Annotated in this window: 13 protein-coding genes; 6 read left to right on the top strand and 7 right to left on the bottom strand. The window is 72.0% G+C overall.

Features of this window, described 5'->3' with window-relative positions; translation table 11 throughout:
* Window positions 1–16: 16 nt before the first annotated feature.
* Both PYR72_RS33025 and fxsT read left to right on the top strand, forming a co-directional pair.
* Entirely contained in the window at window positions 17–1,348 is a 1,332-nt protein-coding gene (locus PYR72_RS33025; RefSeq protein WP_275458678.1) for a TIR-like protein FxsC, read from the top strand.
* Complete coding sequence (gene fxsT, locus PYR72_RS33020) at window positions 1,345–5,292, top strand: FxSxx-COOH system tetratricopeptide repeat protein (RefSeq protein ID WP_275458677.1); 3,948 nt, start codon at window positions 1,345–1,347, stop codon at window positions 5,290–5,292. The genes PYR72_RS33025 and fxsT overlap by 4 nt, the downstream gene beginning before the upstream one ends.
* 52 nt (window positions 5,293–5,344) lie before the next feature.
* On the opposite strand, the gene PYR72_RS33015 is transcribed toward fxsT, so the two are convergent.
* The gene (locus PYR72_RS33015; protein ID WP_275458676.1) at window positions 5,345–6,247 is read right to left on the bottom strand and encodes an alpha/beta fold hydrolase; all 903 of its coding nucleotides are present in this window, start codon (window positions 6,245–6,247) and stop codon (window positions 5,345–5,347) included.
* Window positions 6,248–6,499: 252 nt separating this feature from the next.
* Between PYR72_RS33015 and kstD the strand changes: the two genes are divergently transcribed.
* Window positions 6,500–8,299, top strand: coding sequence for a 3-oxosteroid 1-dehydrogenase (gene kstD / locus PYR72_RS33010; RefSeq protein ID WP_275458675.1), 1,800 nt, complete (start codon window positions 6,500–6,502; stop codon window positions 8,297–8,299).
* Here the strand turns inward: kstD and PYR72_RS33005 are convergent.
* On the bottom strand, window positions 8,296–8,760 hold the full coding sequence (locus tag PYR72_RS33005) for a GNAT family N-acetyltransferase (RefSeq protein WP_275458674.1): 465 nt from the start codon (window positions 8,758–8,760) through the stop codon (window positions 8,296–8,298). The genes kstD and PYR72_RS33005 overlap by 4 nt on opposite strands.
* 51 nt (window positions 8,761–8,811) lie before the next feature.
* Window positions 8,812–9,807 carry a cyclase family protein gene (locus PYR72_RS33000; RefSeq protein ID WP_275458673.1) on the bottom strand — a complete coding sequence of 332 codons (996 nt, stop codon included), beginning with the start codon at window positions 9,805–9,807 and terminating at the stop codon, window positions 8,812–8,814.
* A 70-nt stretch (window positions 9,808–9,877) separates the two neighbouring features.
* Between PYR72_RS33000 and PYR72_RS32995 the strand changes: the two genes are divergently transcribed.
* Complete coding sequence (locus PYR72_RS32995; protein ID WP_275458672.1) at window positions 9,878–10,801, top strand: LysR family transcriptional regulator; 924 nt, start codon at window positions 9,878–9,880, stop codon at window positions 10,799–10,801.
* A gap of 56 nt (window positions 10,802–10,857) precedes the next feature.
* Here the strand turns inward: PYR72_RS32995 and PYR72_RS32990 are convergent, their stop codons facing one another.
* Complete coding sequence (locus PYR72_RS32990; RefSeq protein ID WP_275458671.1) at window positions 10,858–11,418, bottom strand: TetR/AcrR family transcriptional regulator; 561 nt, start codon at window positions 11,416–11,418, stop codon at window positions 10,858–10,860.
* 110 nt (window positions 11,419–11,528) lie between these two features.
* Complete coding sequence (locus PYR72_RS32985; RefSeq protein ID WP_275458670.1) at window positions 11,529–13,724, bottom strand: MMPL family transporter; 2,196 nt, start codon at window positions 13,722–13,724, stop codon at window positions 11,529–11,531.
* Window positions 13,725–14,077: 353 nt separating this feature from the next.
* Here PYR72_RS32985 and PYR72_RS32980 point away from each other — a divergent pair, with 353 nt between their 5' ends.
* Both PYR72_RS32980 and PYR72_RS32975 read left to right on the top strand, forming a co-directional pair.
* Complete coding sequence (locus PYR72_RS32980; RefSeq protein ID WP_275458669.1) at window positions 14,078–14,560, top strand: SRPBCC domain-containing protein; 483 nt, start codon at window positions 14,078–14,080, stop codon at window positions 14,558–14,560.
* Between the two features lie 54 nt (window positions 14,561–14,614).
* Window positions 14,615–15,874 carry an FAD-dependent oxidoreductase gene (locus PYR72_RS32975; RefSeq protein ID WP_275458668.1) on the top strand — a complete coding sequence of 420 codons (1,260 nt, stop codon included), beginning with the start codon at window positions 14,615–14,617 and terminating at the stop codon, window positions 15,872–15,874.
* An 86-nt stretch (window positions 15,875–15,960) separates the two neighbouring features.
* Here PYR72_RS32975 and PYR72_RS32970 read toward each other — a convergent pair whose 3' ends face one another.
* Together PYR72_RS32970 and PYR72_RS32965 are read right to left on the bottom strand one after the other, a co-directional pair.
* On the bottom strand, window positions 15,961–17,199 hold the full coding sequence (locus tag PYR72_RS32970; protein WP_275458667.1) for a cytochrome P450: 1,239 nt from the start codon (window positions 17,197–17,199) through the stop codon (window positions 15,961–15,963).
* Window positions 17,200–17,375: 176 nt separating this feature from the next.
* The gene (locus PYR72_RS32965; RefSeq protein ID WP_275458666.1) at window positions 17,376–17,792 is read right to left on the bottom strand and encodes a hypothetical protein; all 417 of its coding nucleotides are present in this window, start codon (window positions 17,790–17,792) and stop codon (window positions 17,376–17,378) included.
* Window positions 17,793–17,804 lie beyond the last annotated feature (12 nt).

Genomic DNA, 17,804 nt, shown 5'->3' with positions numbered 1-17,804 from the left:
CGAAAGGCGGGGGCGTGTGGGTACAGCCGCGTGGGGGCGGGCTCCGGACATTCGTCCGTACTTCTTTCTCAGTTATGCGCACACACCGCCTTCGGGGCCCGACAGCGGTGATCCCGACCTCTGGGTGCACACGCTCTACAGGGATCTGTGCGAGACCGTCCTGGCCCTCACCGCTCATCCCCGGGGCACGCCCGCGGGATTCCTGGACCGGGAGATGCGGTCCGGTGAGGGCTGGCCTGACCGGCTCAGTGAGAACTTGGCGCACTGCCGGGTGTTCGTCCCGTTGTACTCACCGCGCTATTTCGCCAGCGACAACTGCGGGCGCGAGTGGTTCGCCTTCGACGAGCGCATCCGGGAGGCGCGCAACGCGGGCCTCGGTGACATCCCGGCCATCGTCCCGGTCCTGTGGACGAGCATGGACCTGGAGAACCTCCCCGAGTCCGTCCGGCAGATCCAGGTCGAGCGCTCCAAATACGGTGAGCGGTACTCGTCGTACGGCATCTACGGGCTGATCAAGCTCAAGCGGTTACGGGACGAGTACGAGGAGATCGTGTTCGGTCTCGCCCAGCGGATCGTGCAGGTCGCCGAGAGCACCCCGCTGCCGTCGAGTCGGCCCCGGCCCTACGAGTCGACGCACAGCGCGTTCCGGCCGCACGGCGAGGGACCGCGCCGTATCCACCTCACCGTGGTGGCACCCAGTCGGGGTTCGGTGCCGGAGGGCCGGGACGCCGTCCCGTACGGCGAGGACGCCACCGAGTGGAACCCGTACCACAGCGAGTCCCGGCGCCCCCTGTCCGAACTGGCGGAGGAGCTGATCCGGTCGCTCGACTACCGCATCACCGTCTCCGACTTCGACCTCCCGGATCCCGGCACCGACGGCCTCACCACGACCGAGACGGACGCCGAAGGAGTCGGGCAGCCACCCGAGACTCAACCGGGGATCCTGCTGCTCGACCGCTGGGCCCTGCTCGACCGGGACCGGCGCCACCGGCTCAAGACGTTCGACTCGGCCGCCCATCCCTGGGTCGGCGCGATCGTCCCCTGGAACCGTCTCGACCTCCAGTGCCGCGGCGAACAGAGCGAGCGGCTGCGGGAGCAACTGGAGGACACCCTGCCGGTGATCCTGGAGAGGGGCAGGCGGGCCAAGTGCTGGGCGGCGGTCAACGGTGTACCGACACTCAAGCAGTTCACCGAGATCCTGCCGGTGGTCGTGGCCCAGGCGACCCGGCAGTTCCTCAGACACGCGAAGGCGCACCCGCCACCGGGTCCGGCCACGCCCCGGCCCCGGCTCAGTCTGGCCAACCCGACCGATCCCGATGCGGATTCCGACCACGGAGGACCAGCATGACGGCTCGTCAGGACGGACGCATCATCACCTTCTACTCCTACAAGGGCGGTACGGGCCGCACCATGGCACTCGCCAACGCGGCGTGGATCCTCGCCGCCAACGGCAAGCGGGTCCTTGCCGTCGACTGGGACCTTGAGGCACCGGGCCTCGACCGCTTCTTCCAGCCGTTCCTCGACCAGAGCGTCCTCGCCTCCACCACCGGCGTCCTCGACATGATCACGGACTACTGCTGGGCAGCGACCACCGGCGGCCCGCGCACGGGCCCATGGCACCGGGAGTTCGCCCGCGTGGAGCAGCACGCCGTGTCCCTCGGCCCCGAACGGCACGGACTGTCCTTCCCCGAGGGCGGCTCGCTCGACTTCCTCTCCGCGGGACGGCGCAACCGGGAGTACTCGGCCATGGTGTCGTCGTTCGAGTGGGACAACTTCTACGAGCGGCTGGGCGGCGGCCAGTTCCTGGACGCGCTGCGCGAGGACATGAAGGCGTCGTACGACTACGTCCTCATCGACAGCCGTACGGGGCTCTCCGACACCGCGGACATCTGCACCATCCAGATGCCCGACGTGCTCGTCGACTGCTTCACGCTCAGCGGACAGTCCTTGGACGGCGCCGCTGCGGTGGCCCGCAGCGTCGAGGGCGGCCAGCACAAGCGGCGGATCCGGGTGCTGCCGGTGCTGATGCGGATCGACGAGGGCGAGAAGAGGAAGGTCGACGCGGGCCGGGCCCTGGCCCGGCTGCGGTTCGAGGGGCTGCCGCGAGGCTCGGACGGCGAGGAGCTCGGCTCCGAACAGCAGGACGCCTACTGGGGCGCGATGGAGATCCCGTACGTCCCGTTCTACGCGTACGAGGAGACGCTCGCGACCGTCGGCGACAAGAGCAACATCGCCAACTCCCTGCTGTCCGCCTTCGAGCGGCTGACGAAGACGATCTCCGACGGAGAGGTGACCGCACTGCCGCCGGTGCCCGAACCGGTGCGGCAGCGGTGTCTGGAGGCGTTCACCCGGCGGCAGCCGATGACGGACATCGTCGTGGTGTACGCGGCGGAGAACCAGATGTGGGCGGACTGGGTGGAGGCCGTCCTCAGGCAGACCGGCTGCAACGTCACGCTGCACGACGTGTCCACCGGTCCCCCGGAGCGCCTGGACACGGCCTCGCGCGCCCTTCTGCTGATGTCCCACGCCTTCCAGAAGTCCCGGCACGCCCAGACCGTCTGGCACTCCCTCGCCGACGCCGCTCTGGCGCTGCCACGTACCACGATGGTGCCGCTGCGCGTCGACGAGGCCCGGCTCCCGGACGCCCACATCGACCACGAGCCGGTGGACCTGTACCGGCTCGACGCGGGCCAGTGTGTCGCCGCATTGCTGGGCGCGCTCAAGCTGCCGGTGCGGCCCGACGACCTCGGTGTCGTGGAACCCCGCTTCCCGGGCAGCACCCCCACCGTGTGGAACGCCCCGCAGCGCAACACCACCTTCACCGGCCGTGGACAGATCCTCGACGATCTGCGTGACCAGCTCAGGAGCAGATCCTCGGCCGTGGGAACGGAACCCAGGACCCTGTTCGGCCTGGGCGGCGTCGGCAAGACCCAGGTCGCGTTGGAGTATGTGCACCGGTTCATGGCCGACTACGACCTGGTCTGGTGGATCTCCGCGGAGCATGGAGACGGTGTCGCCTCGGCCCTCGCCGAACTGGGCGCCCGGATCGGCGTCCTGGGCGGTGACGACATGACGCAGGTCAGCCAGAAGACCGTACGGATGCTTTCCGAGGGCGTGCCGACCGAGCGCTGGATCCTCGTCTTCGACAACGCCGACAATCCCGATGAACTCGCCCCGTACTTCCCCCAGGGCGGTGGCGGGCACATCCTCGTCACCTCCCGCAACCAGACCTGGGAGCAGCGGGGCACCTCGCTGCCCGTCGACGTCTTCCCGCGGCCCGACAGCGTCGAACACCTCTCCCGGCGCGCGCCCGGGCTGAGCACCGAGGAGGCCGACCGTGTGGCGGAGGCGGTCGGCGACCTGCCGCTGGCCGTGGAGCAGGCGGGGGCCTGGCTCGCCGAGACCGCCACACCCATCGAGGAGTATCTGCGCCAGCTGAGCGAGCAGACGACCGGCGTACTGGACCTCAACCAGGCATCCGACTATCCGGAGACGGTGGCGGCGACCTGGAACATCTCCATCGCTCGGCTGCGCGAACGCTCCCCCGCCTCGGTGAGACTGCTGCAGTTGTGCGCCTTCATGGCCCCCGAGCCGATCTCCTCCCACCTGCTGTACAGCAGGGAGATGCTCGACGAGCTGAAGAAGGTCGACCCCAGCCTCCAGGAGAGCCTGATGCTGGGGCGGGTCGTCCGGGAGATCGGGCGGTTCGCCCTCGCCAAGGTCGACCAGGCCAGCACCAGCATCCAGGTCCACCGGCTGGTGCAGGCCGTGATCCGCTCCCGGCTCAGCGAGGAGGAGCAACAGCACGCCCGGCACGTCGTCCACACCATGCTCGCCGGCGCCCGTCCCCCCGGGGACGAACCCATCGACGCCGCCGAGACGTGGCCCCGCTTCGCCCTCATCTGGCCACATCTGAACGCGTGCGAGCTGCGCGACTGCCATGAGCCCGAGCCACGCCGCCTGTTCATCGACCGGGTCCGTTACCTGTGGAAGCGCGGCGACTTCCCCGGCGCCCGAAAGCTCGCCGAGGAACTGGTGAAGCACTGGCACGAGACCCTCGGCGAGGACGACCTGCAGTACATGTATCTGCGCGGCCAGCTCGCCAACGTGCTGCGTTCGCAGGGCCGTTACCTAGAGGCACGGGAGGTCGACGCCGATGTGCTCGCCCGGCAGCTGCGGGTACTCGGCCCCACCCACCCGCACACGTACGTCACCACCTCCAGCCTCGCCAGCGACCTGGCAGCCCTGGGTGAGTACACCGAGGCGGTGAAACTCGCCCGCGAGGCCCACCAGGGGTTCCGCCAGATCTTCGAGGAGTCCAACAGTCGTACGCTCAACGCGGCGAACAACCTCGCGCTCGCGCTGCGCATGGTCGGCCACTACACCGAGGCCCGCGACATCGACCAGGACACCTACGCCCGCCGCCGGGAGGTTCTGCGCCCGGACCACCCGTACACCCTGCTGTCGGCCCAGGGGCTCGGCCGCGACCTGCGCGAAGTGGGCCACTACACCGACTCGGTCGCGGTCCTGTCGGAGGCGTACGAGACCCACAAGCGGATTCTCGGCAAGGACTTTCCCGGCACGCTCAACTGCGCCAAGTCGCTCGCCGTGTCCCTGCGGCGCGCCGGCCAGTTCGTGGACGCGCACCGGCTGACCCGGGCGACGCTCACCCAATACCGGACCCAGTACACGAGGGACAAGTATCCGGACCCGATTCCGGACTCCCTCGCCTGCGAGCTGAACCTGGCGGCCGACCTGTACGCCGCCGACGAGCCCGACCGGGCGCGCGAGACGGTCAGGAGCGTGCTGGAGCACTACGTGAAGGTGCCGGGTGAGAAGCACCCCTACACCCAGGCCGCGCGCAACAACCTCGGCATCTATCTCTGGGCGTGCGGGGACGCCGAGGCCGAGGCGGTGTTCCAGCAGGTGACGGAGCGCATGGCGGCGACTTTGGGCGACGAGCACCCGCACACGCTGTTCGCCCGCGCGAACTACGCGAACGTCCTGGCGGAGCAGGGGCGCGCGGAGGAGGCATGGGCCCTGGAGAAACCGACCCGCCACATCCTTAAGGCCGTCCTCGGCCCTCAGCACCCCGAGACCCTCGCCGTCATCAGCAACTCCGCCCTGACGCTGCGTGCCCTCGGCCGCGAGGACGAGGCCCATCGCCTGCGCGAGGCGACCCTCTCCGATCTACGCCGCCTCGGCCGACAACTGGGCGAGGGCAACGGCATCACCCGCCTGGTGGGGCAACGGCGCCGGGTGTACCGGGATCTGGAGCCTCTGACGGTATGAGGGGCGCGACCAGCCCTCACCGGACCCGCGGCCAGAAGAACAACCCCTCCGCTCAAGCCGCCGCCGGCTCCGTGGCGACAAGGAGCCAGCTCAGCACGTCCGGCAGAGCCCGGATCGCGGCGAAGTGGGCGGCGGCCGGTTCGTACACGGTGCGCGCGCCGGGGATGCGGTCGGCGAGCCAGGAGGAGTGGGCGGAGGGGGTGAAGACGTCCTTGCCGGCGTGCCAGAGCAGGACGGGCACCTTGATCTCCGCCGGGTCGAACCCCCAGGGGCCGGTCAGCGCGAGCGCGTCGTCGATCCAGCCGTACGGAGAGGTCCGCAGCGCCTCGTGGTAGTTGCGCAGCAGCATCGACCGGATGCCGTCGTCCGAGACGATGGCCCGGTCCTCGTCCGTGAGGTCGCCGCGCAGTTCGTCGAGCAGGCGGGCGGGGTCGGACCGGATGGCGGCCGACCGGGGGATGAGCTGGGCGACGAAGGCGCGGGGGTCGGTGAGCACGGAGCGGAACTCGCGGACGTTGTGCGGCGCCATTCCCGCGAACCAGTCGAGTCCCTCCGCGTCCTGGGGCGCGAGGGTCACCAGCGCCGCCGCCCTGGTCACCCGGTGCGGCAGCAGGGCGGCGCAGGCCAGGGCGTGCGGTGCCCCGCCGGACCGGCCGACGACCGCGAAGCGGTCCAGTCCCAGGGCGTCGGCGACCACCTCGACGTCCGCCACGGCGTCCGCGACGCGGCGGCCCGGCCGCCGGTCCGATCCGCCGTACCCGGGGCGGTCGTAACTGATCAGCCGGGCGCCGCGGTGGTAGAGGAAGATGGACCGGGGCCGGGGACCCACCCTGCTCCCCGGCATCCCGTGGAGCAGGAACACCGGCCGTCCGTCCGGATCCCCCGCGCACTCGATCCGCAACCGCCGCCCGTCGGCCGTCCGGACATGGTCCGGCGTCCGTACGAGGTCATGCACAGCGTCCCCCTCCCTCGGTCCGGACGGACCGGGACCACGCTGCCGGAAGATTTCCCGCGCGCCTACCCCGCGAAACGAATATGCAGGTCAAATGGGGCCTAAGCAAACGCATCTGATGAGGCGTCAGTAAAACTCTTGACTTCACCACCCCTTCCCGTCAGATTCGAGGCTCCGCACACCGCCCGGGGCGCACGGAACCGTCGCTTCCGGGGCGGCACGGCCACCGTCCCTTCGTGAGGCTGGAGCGTCGGCATGTCCAAGAGCGCGGATCCCGGGAGACGTACGGGGACGGAGGCCGGCCCCAGTCGGCGGCGGGTGCTCGGTACGGCGGCGGGGGCGGGGGTCGCCGTCGCGGCGGGCGGGGTCGTGGGGAGTCCGGCCGTCGCCGCCGCTCCTCCCCTGCTCGGCACCTACGACGTGGTCGTCGTCGGTTCCGGCGCGGCCGGGATGACCGCCGCGCTCACGGCCGCCAAGCAGGGCCTGAGTTGTGTCGTCGTGGAGAAGGCACCGACCTTCGGAGGGTCGGCGGCGCGCTCGGGGGCCGGGATCTGGCTGCCGAACAACAGTGTGATCAAGGCCGCCGGGGTACCGGACACGCCGGCCAAGGCGGCGCAGTACCTCGCGGCCGTGGTCGGGGACGAGGTGCCCGCCGACCGGCAGAAGGCGTTCCTCGACCACGGGCCCGCCATGCTGTCGTTCGTCATGGCCAACAGCCCGCTGCGGTTCCGGTGGATGGAGGGGTACAGCGACTACTACCCGGAGCTGCCGGGCGGGTTGCCGAACGGGCGGTCCATCGAGCCGGACCAGTTCGACGGGAACCTGCTGGGCGAGGAGCTGGCCCGGCTGAATCCCGCGTATCTGGCCACGCCGGCCGGGATGGTGGTGTTCAGCGCCGACTACAAGTGGCTCGCGCTGACCACCGTGAGCGCGAAGGGGCTGGCCGTCGCCACCGAGTGCCTCGCCCGGGGCACGAAGGCCGCGCTGCTCGGCCAGAAGCCGCTCACCATGGGGCAGGCGCTGGCGGGCGGACTGCGGGCCGGGCTGCTCCGCGCCGACGTCCCGGTGTGGCTCAACAGCCCGCTGACCGACCTGCACATGGAGAACGGGGCCGTGACCGGTGTGGTCGTCAGCCGCAACGGCTCCCCCGGACTCGTCCGTGCCCGGCGCGGCGTCGTCGTCGGTTCCGGCGGCTTCGAGCACAATGCGGCCATGCGGGCGCAGTACCAGGAGCAGCCCGTGGGGACGCGGTGGACGGTGGGCGCGAAGGAGAACACCGGGGACGGGATCCGGGCCGGGCAGCGGGCCGGTGCCGACCTGGCGCTCATGGACGACGCCTGGTGGGGGCCCGCGATCGACACCCCGGGCCAGGCATGGTTCTGTCTCGCCGAACGCACCCTGCCCGGTGGGCTGTTGGTCAACGGGGCCGGGGCGCGGTTCGTCAACGAGGCGGGGCCGTACAGCGATGTCGTCCACACCATGTACGAGAAGGACACCTCGTCCGCCGCGCACATCCCGGCCTGGCTGATCGTCGACCAGAACTACCGCAACCGGTACCTGTTCAAGGACATCCTGCCGACCTTCCCGTTCCCGGACGAGTGGTACGACGCCGGGGCCGTCCACAAGGCGTGGACGGTCGACGCGCTGGCCGGCGCGATCGGTGTCCCCGCCGCCGCCCTGCGTTCCACCGTCGACCGCTTCAACTCCCTTGCCCGGCAGGGGGAGGACAAGGACTTCGGGCGGGGCGACAGCGCGTACGACCACTACTACACGGACCCCTCCGTACGCCCGAACTCCTGTCTGGCGCCCCTGTGGCTGCCGCCCTACTACGCCCTGCGCATCGTGCCGGGCGATCTCGGCACCAAGGGCGGCCTCCTCACCGACGCCCGGGCCCGCGTGCTGCGCCCGGACGGCTCGGTGATCGCCGGGCTGTACGCGGCGGGCAACGCCAGCGCCGCCGTGATGGGCCGCAGTTACGCGGGCGCGGGGTCGACGATCGGGCCCGCCATGACGTTCGGGTACGTGGCCGCGCTGGACATCGCGGGGAAGCTCTAGGAGGCCCGCGTCCCGTCGAGGCGGAGGTCGACGTACGGGATCGTGTCCCCGTCGAGCAGATAGCGCTCGGTCTCCACGAAGCCGTGGCCGAGCGCGAACCGCAGACCGTCCTCGTTCGACGCCAGGACGCAGGTCTCGATCACCCGTGCGTCCCGTTCCCGTGCCCGCCTCAGTGCCCGCTCGTACAGCCGCTCGCCGAAGCCGCGCCCGCGGTGTTCGGGGAGTACGCGCGCGATGACCACGGCCGTCGCCGTGTCCCCGTCGGGCGGGCGGACGGTGGAGTTGCCGACGAGGACGCCGTCGGCGTACGCGAGCTCCAGGTCGTTGCGCGCGGCCCGCTGCCGGACGTCGTCGAGCGAGAGCGGGTGCGGGGGGATGATCGTGTTGTGGACGTACCGCCAGGCTTCGAGTTCCTCGTCGCTCGCGGTGGCGTCCACGCGCCTGATGTCGAGATCGGTCACCCGGTCAGCCTAGGGCCCGGTCCGGCCCGCGCGGGGTCCGTGCCGGAGGCGTCAGTCCAGCACCGCGTAGGCGCGTACCGGGAAGGTGCCCATGCCCTCGACGGCCGGGGGCGCCGCGTGGAACCGGAAGCCCCGCGGGGGCAGTTGCTCCAAACCCCGCAGGTGCTCCACGACGGGGATGCCGGCGGCGAGCAGGCCGGTGTGGGCGGGGCGGGTGCCGTCGTCGGTGTCGTCGATGTTGAGGGAGTCGATGCCGACGAGGGCGGCGCCCTGTTCGGTCAGCAGGGCGACGGCGTCGGCGGTGAGGTAGGGGTGGCCGTGCCCGTACCGGTCCGTGCCCCAGTGCCGGTCCCAGCCGGTGTGGATCAGCACGGCCCGCCCGGAGACGTCGTACGGGAGCAGCGCCTCGCGGCCGACGGCCCGGCTCCCGGTGTCCTGGACGCGGACGACGAGGCCGTCGAGGTCGGCGAACGTGCCGATCGGCATTCCGGCGAGGTCGTGTCCGCCGCCGAAGCGGTGGAAGGGGCTGTCGAGGTAGGTGCCGGTGTTGGACACCATCGCGATACGGCCGATCGCGAACTCGGTGCCGGGCGCGTACACCGCGCGGGACGCCTCCCGGGTCAGGTGCTCGCCGATCTCCGGGCCGGGCAGGCCGGGGTAGGTGGTCATGCCGTGCCGGATGGTGTGGCTGAGGTCGACGATCCGGCGGCCGCCCGCCTCCCGCGCGGACGTCCCGGGCGCGCCGGCGGTGCCCGGCACGCCCCGCGAGCCCTTGTGCGGCTCCCGGACCGCTTCCCGGGCGGTGACCCGCACCTCGTCGACCACGAGCAGCCCGAGATGCCGGACGAACAGCTCGGCCAGTTCGCCGTCGCCGATCTCCGGGTCCGGGACGTCCAGCAGGAAGCCCCGGGTCCGCAGCCCGCCGCCGTTGCCGAAGGTCACCTCGGCGTCGAACCGGATCCGCCACTGCTCGCCGCCCGCGCTCCGGCCGTCGTCCCCGTGCCGTGCGCCGCCGTTCCCGCCCCGGTCCTCGCTGTGCTCGTTCATGCCCCCATCTTCTCTGCAGTGTCACTACACCACAAGCAAGAATTACTGAAGCAGAGCTACAGTACGGCTTATGGAACTGGACCCTCGCCGGCTGCGCGTCCTGCGTGCGGTGGCGTTGCGCGGTGGTGTGGTGGACGCGGCGAAGGTGCTGCATCTGACGCCCTCGGCCGTGTCGCAGCATCTGGCGCAGCTGGAGCGGGAGGTGGGCCAGCCGCTGGTGGACCGTTCGCGGCGCCGGGCGGGGCTGACCCCGGCGGGGCGGCTGCTGGCGGCGCGGGCCGAACGCATCGAGCACGAACTGGCCGAGGCCCGCCGGGAACTCGCCGAGCTGACGGGCCGTTCGACGGGGCCGGTGACGGTCGCCGCCTTCTCCTCGGCGGTGTGCCATCTGCTGGTCCCCGCCCTCGGCACCCTCGCCCGCACCCATCCGGGTCTGGAACCGCGGGTGGTGGAGTCGGAGGGGCCCGGGGCGCTGCGCGACCTGCGCACCGGCGGCGTGGACCTGCTGGTCGTCGAGTACGACGGCGACGATCCCGGCCCGGACGCACAGGGGCGCGACCTGGCGTCCGCGGCGGTCGCCGACGACGCGTACCGGGTGATCACCCCCGGCGACTGGTCGCCGTCGCCCCGCTCGGTCCGGGAGCTGGCCGACCGTCCCTGGGTCGCCGCCCCGGCCGGGACGGCCTGCTCCCGCGCCCTGGACCGTATCTGCGCCCAGTACGCCTTCGCCCCGCGCCGGGCGCACACGGCCCTGGAGTTCCCGACCACGCTCGCGCTGGTCCGGGCGGGCCTCGGCGCGGCCGTCGTCCCCACGCTCGCCCTCGCCGACGCCCCGCCGGAGACCGTGGCCCTGCCGACGGTCCAGGTCGCGGGCCACCGCCGCATCGCCGCGGTCTGGCCGGCCTCGCCGTCCGGCCCGCAGCCCCGGACGGCGGCCGTGGTGGAGGCCCTGCAACTCGCCGCCGTGGGGCTGGGGTTGCCGCCCGCGTCCTGACCGGGCGGCGACGCCGGATCCGCCGCGACGGGCGTCCGAGCCGCCCGGCGAGGGCGTCAGGGCGTCTTGATGAGGGTGTGGATCGCCCGGACGTACGCGTCGGGGTTCGTCTCGTCGCCCATGGCCAGGCGCAGGGTGTAGCCGGTGAGCAGGGCGAGGAGCACGTTCGCCGCGCCGGTGGCGTGCGGGTCGCCGGACAGGCCGTGCCCGGTGCGTTCGTCGCGGATGAGGCCGGCGGCCTTCTCGTGGGCGGTGGCCAGATGGCGGCGGACCTGTTCCGCCAGGCTCGGGGAGACGGCCGCCTCGCCCCAGATCTGTGCCATCAGCCGCGCGTGCTCCCGCCCGTCGCCGCTGCCGTGGACGCGTTCCGGCGACGCGGACAGGTTCGGCGAGGTGACGTGGTCCAGGGCCCGGTCGATGGTGTCCTCGCACACGGCCCGCACGAGATGGTCCTTGCTCGGGAAGTAGCTGTAGATCGCGCCGCTGGACAGCCGCGACCGCGCGACGATGTCACCGGTGGAGGCCCGCACGAACCCCTTCTCGGCGAACACGGCACGGGCGGCGTCCAGGATCTGCCGGCGCCGGGCGTCCCGGTGGGCCTCACTGACCTTCGGCATGGCGGGCGGCCTTTCGTCGTCGTGGACGCGTCGTACGTGGGTGATCACGAGGAAGCCGGGCCCGGGGCCTCGCGGGGCGCCCGGGCCCGGGTCGTACCGCCCGGCCGTCGTCAGCCGACGGGTGCGGACGTCCTGTCGGGAGCCGGCGCGGGGGCGGGCTCGGGGGCCTCGGCGTGTTCCATGCGGTCCAGGCGCAGGGCGCGGTGCAGGGCGCGCAGGGGGGCCGGGGCCCACCAGTTGGCCGCGCCGAGCAGGGCCATCAGGGAGGGGACGAGGAAGGCCCGGACCACGGTCGCGTCGATGAGGACGGCGAACGCCGCGCCGAGGCCCAGTTCCTGGATGAACACCAGCCGGGACATCGCGAGCGCGCCCACCGGGATGCAGAACAGGACCGCGGCCGAGGTGACGATCCCGCCGGTGCGGGACAGACCCTGGGCGACCGCCTCGCGGTTGTCCAGGCCCTGGGCCCTGGCCTCCTTGATCCGGCTCAGCAGGAAGACGTTGTAGTCCGTGGACAGGCCGAACGCGAGCGCGAAGACCAGGACGGGCGTGGTGGCTTCGAGCCCGGTCTGCGGGGCGAAGCCGAGGTTGCCGTCCTGGAACACCCACACCAGGAAGCCGAAGGCGGCGCCGGTGGACAGCAGGTTCATCAGCAGGGCCTTCAGCGGCAGCACCACCGAGCCGGAGAAGGCGAAGAGGAGCAGCAGGGTGACGACGACGAGGATGCCGCCGGCCAGGGGCAGGGCGTCGGCGATGCTCTGACGCTGCGCCAGGAAGTCGGCGGTCCGGCCGGTGTACCGGGCGGTGTACGGGGCGGCCAGGTCCTGCACGGCCTCGACGGCGTCCATGGACGAGTCGGTCAGCGGGTCCTCGGCCAGGACGGCGTCGATCTCCCAGTACCGGTCGTCGAGTTCGACGGGGGTGCCCACCGACTTGACTCCGGGGACGGCGCCGATCCGCTCGGTGTAGTCGGCGAGCCGCGCCGTGTCGGGGGCGCCGTCGGTCTCCAGCACGATCTGCAGCGGCGAGGTGGCCCTCGCGTCGTAGTCCTCGTCGAGCACGGCGGCCACCTTGCCCGCGCTGGTCTCCTCGGGCAGGAGGGTGGGGTCCACCCCGGTGAAGCGCACACCCAGCAGCGGCGAGGCGATCAGCAGCAGTACGGCCGTGGCGGCGAGCGCGAACACGGCGGGGCGGCGCATCACGGCCTGCGCGACGCGGTACCAGCGTCCCTCGGTGGCGCGGGCGGCACCGGCGGTGCGCTGCCAGCGGCGCGGGGCGAGGGAGTTGATCCGCTTGCCCAGCAGGGCGAGCAGCGGGGGCAGTCCGAGGAGGGCGAACAGGGCCGCGGACACCACGGTGATGACGCCGGCCAGTCCCATGGACCGCAGATACGGCTGCGGGAACGCGATCAGCGCGGCGAGGGCCGCGGCCACGGTGAGGGCGCTGAACAGCACGGTGCGGCCGGCGGTGGCGATGGTCCGCCGGACGGCCTCGGCGCCCGGTCCGTGCTCGGCGAGTTCCTCGCGGTAGCGGGAGACGAGCAGCAGGCCGAAGTCGATGGACAGACCGAGGCCGAGGGCGAAGGCGAGGCTCGTCGCGCCGGTGGAGACGTTCATGAACTCGGTGGCGACGCGCAGGCCCGCCATGGTGAGCAGCAGGGAGACGATGCCGCCCAGCAGGGGAACCAGCGCGGCGACCAGTCCGCGGAAGACCAGGAAGAGCACCACGAGGATCACCGGGGTGGCGAGGAGTTCGGCCTGCCCCAGGTCGGTGCCCGACACGTCGGCCACCTGGACGTGACCGGGTGTGGCGCCGCCCAGCCAGGTGCTGCCGCGCAGGGTGGGATCGTCGTCGATGGCCTTCTGGAGGCCCTCCACGGCCCGGGCGCTCTCCTGGTCCGTCATGGAGCCGGTGGCGCCGACGACCACGGTGCTGCGTCCGTCCCGGGAGATGAGCGCGGCGCCGTCCGGGGAGGTGTAGTCGAGCACCTGCTCGACCTCGGGGCGGGACCGCAGGAGCTCCGCGGCGGCCGTGACGGCCTTCGGCGGGGCGGTGTCCTCGGCGAGCCGCTCGTCGGTGCGGACCAGCAGCAGGTGGCCCTGCTGGGGGTCGATGCCGGTGGCCCGTTCGATGATCTCGCGGGCCGCGACGTTGCCGCCGCCCGGATCGTCGTAGTCGGACAGGCCGTTGGAGAGTTTCTCCTCCACGGTGCCGCCGTACACGGTGGCCAGGGCGGTGACCAGGAGGGTCAGCAGGAGCATGACGATCCGCCGGCGGTGCAGGGCCGAGCCCAGAGCCGAGAACATGGGTTTTCCTTCCTTCGCGCCCGTGGGGGGCGGGACGCGTACGCCAAGCGTCGGGCAGGGCGCTGGATTCTCACTGAAGCGTCCGGAGGGGACCCTGCCGACCGGCGCTAAGGTCGTGCTAGAGCCGGAGGCCCGCGGACCGCGCCGGTCCGGGTTCGGCCGGTAGCGTCGGCCGCACGAGGCCCTTCACGGCGCGCCCTGCGCCGCCGCCGGGACACCTGCCGCCCCCGTCCCGTCCCGCCCCCGTCCCGTCCCGCCGCCTCCCGCCCCTGTCTCCTTCTTCGTCCGCACGACCGTCACGGGGCCGCTTCGTCGCGCCCGTGTTCACCGCAGTCCGTCCCGGAAGGAACGTCATGCGCCGTATCTCGTCCGCCGTGCACATCCACGGCACCGTCGACCAGGTGTGGTCGGTGCTCACCGACTTCGAACGGTTCCACGAGTGGAACCCCTTCCTCGTGGAGGCTTCCGGCCGGGCCGAGCCGGGCGCCCGGCTCACCCTGCGGTTCCGGCTGCCCGACGGCGGACGGGAGATGGTGTTCACGCCGACCGTGCTGGAGAGCGAGCCGGGGCGACTGCTGCGCTGGCGTGGCCGGTTCGGTGTGCCCGGCGTCTTCGACGGGGTGCACAGCTTCGAGCTGACCGCGCGCGACGGCGGCACCGACGTGGTGCAGACCGAACGCTTCAGCGGCCTGCTGGTGCCGTTCGCCGGTTCCGTCATCACCCCGTCCGAACAGGGCTTCCGGCACCTCACCGACGCGCTGAAGGTCCGGGTCGAGTCCTCGCACGTGCCCACGCGTGACCTGGACCGACGGCAACGGCTGCAAGGGGAGCTTTAGCCCGCGGTCCCACCATCGGGCGACCATGACTCCGCTGGAGAGGCAGCAAAAACGATGACAGCAGAGCTGACCGCACAGGTGTGCGTGGTCGGAGGAGGTCCCGCCGGGCTCACACTGGCCGTGGAGCTCGCCAAACGTTCCGTGTCGGTGGTGGTCCTGGAGCAGAGCGGACACTTCAACCGCTCCTTCCGCGGCGAGTCGGTGTCCCCGGACTCGGTCTGGCTGCTCGACCGGCTCGGTCTGCTCGACCGGCTCGACGGAACGTACGCCCAGATGCACCACATGGAGATCATCGACTCCGGCAGCACCGTGCTGAGCGTCGACTTCTCCGATTTCCGCTACCCCCACCCCTACCCCGTGGAGCTTCCGCAGCCCGCTCTGCTGTCCGCCCTGGCCGACGCCGGGCGGGAGCACCCGGGTTTCACACTGCGTCAGTCCGCCACCGCCGTCGCCCTGCTCCGGGAGCAGGGCGACGACGGACCGGTGACGGGTGTGCGCGCCCGCACCCCCGACGGCGACCTCGTCGTACGGGCGGCGCTGACGGTCGCGGCCGACGGACGGTTCAGCAAGGTCCGGGAGATGTCCGGGCTGCCGTACGAGAAGCAGCCGCTGGACCGGGACGTCGTCTGGCTGCGACTGCCCTTCCCCGAGGAGTGGGACAGCCACACGTACCGCATCCGTATCCGGGGCGGTGAGCACGGGCTGTTCATCCCCACCCATCCGGACAGTGTGCGGGTGGGACTCAACATCCCCAAGGGCGGCCTGAAGGACCTGCGGGCCCAAGGGCTGGGCGCGCTGCACGAGCGGCTGGACCGGCTCGCTCCCGAACTGTCGACCACCGTGCGCAAGGAGGTGAAGGCCTGGTCGGACACCTCGATGCTGGACATCTTCACCACGGTGGTGCCCCGCTGGTCGATGCCCGGTCTGGTCCTCATGGGAGACGCCGCGCACACCCTGACCCCGATCCTCGGGCAGGGCGTCAACCACGCGATCATCGACGCGGTGACCCTGGCACCCCTGGTCGGGGAGGCCCTCGCCGACGACAGCGCGGCCGCGCTGGTCCGGGCGGGCGAGGAGTTCCAGCGCACGCGGGAGGAGGCCGTACGCCGTTCCCGCGCGCTCCAGCTGCGCCAGGAGCGTCTCTTCGCCCTCGACGGACGGCTGGGCGGCCTGGCCCGCCGGTCCCTGTACCGGGTGGTGGACCGCAACCAGGCGCTCCAGCAGAAGGTGCTGGCCAGGGCGTACTTCCAGGTGCAGGAGCCGGGGCCGGTCGTGGCCCCCCGCGTGGTGCGGCAGCCGGCCGGCCGCCCCTGAGCGCGGAGCGCCCACCACAGACCGCTGCCCGGGTCCCTCGGAAGGGACCCGGGCAGCGGTCTGTCCGCCGGCGACACCGGCGGAGGTCACCAGGTGACGGGCATCCGGCTCAGGGCGTGCACCATCATGCCGCTGGTGAGGCTGAGGTTGTCGACCTCGTCGGCCAGGGCCAGCCGGGGGAAGCGGCGGATCAGCGAGGAGACGGCGATCTGCAGCTCCGCGCGGGCGAGGGCCGCGCCCAGGCAGAAGTGTGCGCCGTGGCCGAGCGCCAGGTGGGCACCGGCCGAGGACCGCGCGGGGTCGAAGACGCCGGAGTCCGCCCCGAAGCGCTCCGGGTCCTGGTTGGCGGAGGCGACCGCCGCGATGACACCGCTGCCCTTGGGGATGGTGGTGCCGGCGATCTCGACGTCCTCCAGGGTGACGCGGAACGGGCCGCCGTCACCGATGGGGTTGATGCGCAGCAGCTCCTCGACGACCTGGTCGATCGTCTCGGGGCGCTCGCGCAGGGCGGCCAGGTGCTCGGGGTGGCGCAGCAGGGTCAGGACGCATTTGCCGATCATGCTGACCGTGGTCTCGTGCCCGGCGACCAGCAGGGTGATGCCCATGGTGATCAGCTCGTGCTCGCTCAGCCGGTCGCCGTCCTCGTCGTGCACGGCGACCAGGGCGCTCATGAGGTCGTCGGCGGGCTCCTCGCGCTTGCGCTGGACCAGCTGGGCGAGGTACTGGACCATCGACATGCGCTGCTCCATCACCTCCTCGGCGGTGTGCGCGGTGAGCGAGACGAACGCGTCGGACCAGCCGCGGAAGCGGTCCCGGTCCTCGAAGGGCACGCCGAGGAGTTCGCAGATGACCATCACCGGCAGCGGGAACGCGAAGGCCGGGTTGAGGTCGACCGGCGGGGACAGCTTCTCCATCTCGTCCAGCAGTTCGTCGGTCATCTGCTGGATGCGCGGGCGGAGGTTCTGCACACGTCGGGCGGTGAACTCGCGGGAGACGAGCCTGCGCACCCGGGTGTGCTCGGGCGCGTCCATGGTGAACAGGCTGCCCGGCATGGGCGGGGCCGCGGTGAGGCGGGGGGCGCCCTCGTCGAGCATCGCCGCCCGGCTGAACCGGGGGTCGGCCAGCACGACGCGGGCGTCGTCGTACCGGCTGACGACGTAGCCCGCGTCGCCGCTGGGCAGCCTCACCCTGGCCACCGGGCACTTGGCGCGCAGCTCCTCGTAGACGGGGGGCACCTCCACCGCCGAGGGGCGGTGGAAGGGGTACTCGTACTCGGTCTCGCTATCGGTCCCGGTCCCGGCGGGGGGCACTGAGGCGGTGTCCATCGTGTGGCCTCCAGGGCTACTTCGGTTCACAGACATGTCGGGCTGTCAGCCGACAGTCGCAGGGGCGCCTTGTGCAGCGATAAAGGCTCCCTGTACCGGACCGGGCGCGGGCCCCGGGCACGGAACAGGCCCGCCGCCCCGGGGGAAGGGCTGCGGGCCTGGGACCTGGCGCCGGTTCAGCGCTGCCAGCCCTCCGGTGTCCGCAGGCCGAAGCCGACGGCACGGGCGAACGCGATGGAGGTGAGCCAGCTCATGCCGAAGGTGAAGGGGGCCGCGATGTCCTCCGGCCCGTCCCCGAGGAACGAGAAGACGACCATGATCGCGAACGGGATCAGGGCCCGGTTGAGGATGTTGTGGAGGGGAACGGCCCGGGGAGCCAGCTGACCCGGCTCGTGGGCCCGGCCCAGCCCGGCGAGCCGGGGGAGGAAGGGCAGGGCGGCGCCGAGGAAGGCCCCCGGGATCACCCAGCCCATGTGCTTGAGCACCTCGAAGACGTCCCAGAGCAGCAGGAAGGCCGCCAGCGCGCCCCAGGCGACGCGCAGCGGAAGGGGGGTGGAACTCCTCGTGGCGTTGGTGGACTCGGTCATCACCATGTATTTCTCCTC

This window comes from Streptomyces sp. VNUA24, assembly GCF_029167005.1.
In the GTDB taxonomy this organism is placed as follows: domain Bacteria; phylum Actinomycetota; class Actinomycetes; order Streptomycetales; family Streptomycetaceae; genus Streptomyces; species Streptomyces scabiei.
Note: the sequence above shows the minus strand (reverse complement) of the source record. Positions and strands in the feature narration are given on the sequence as shown.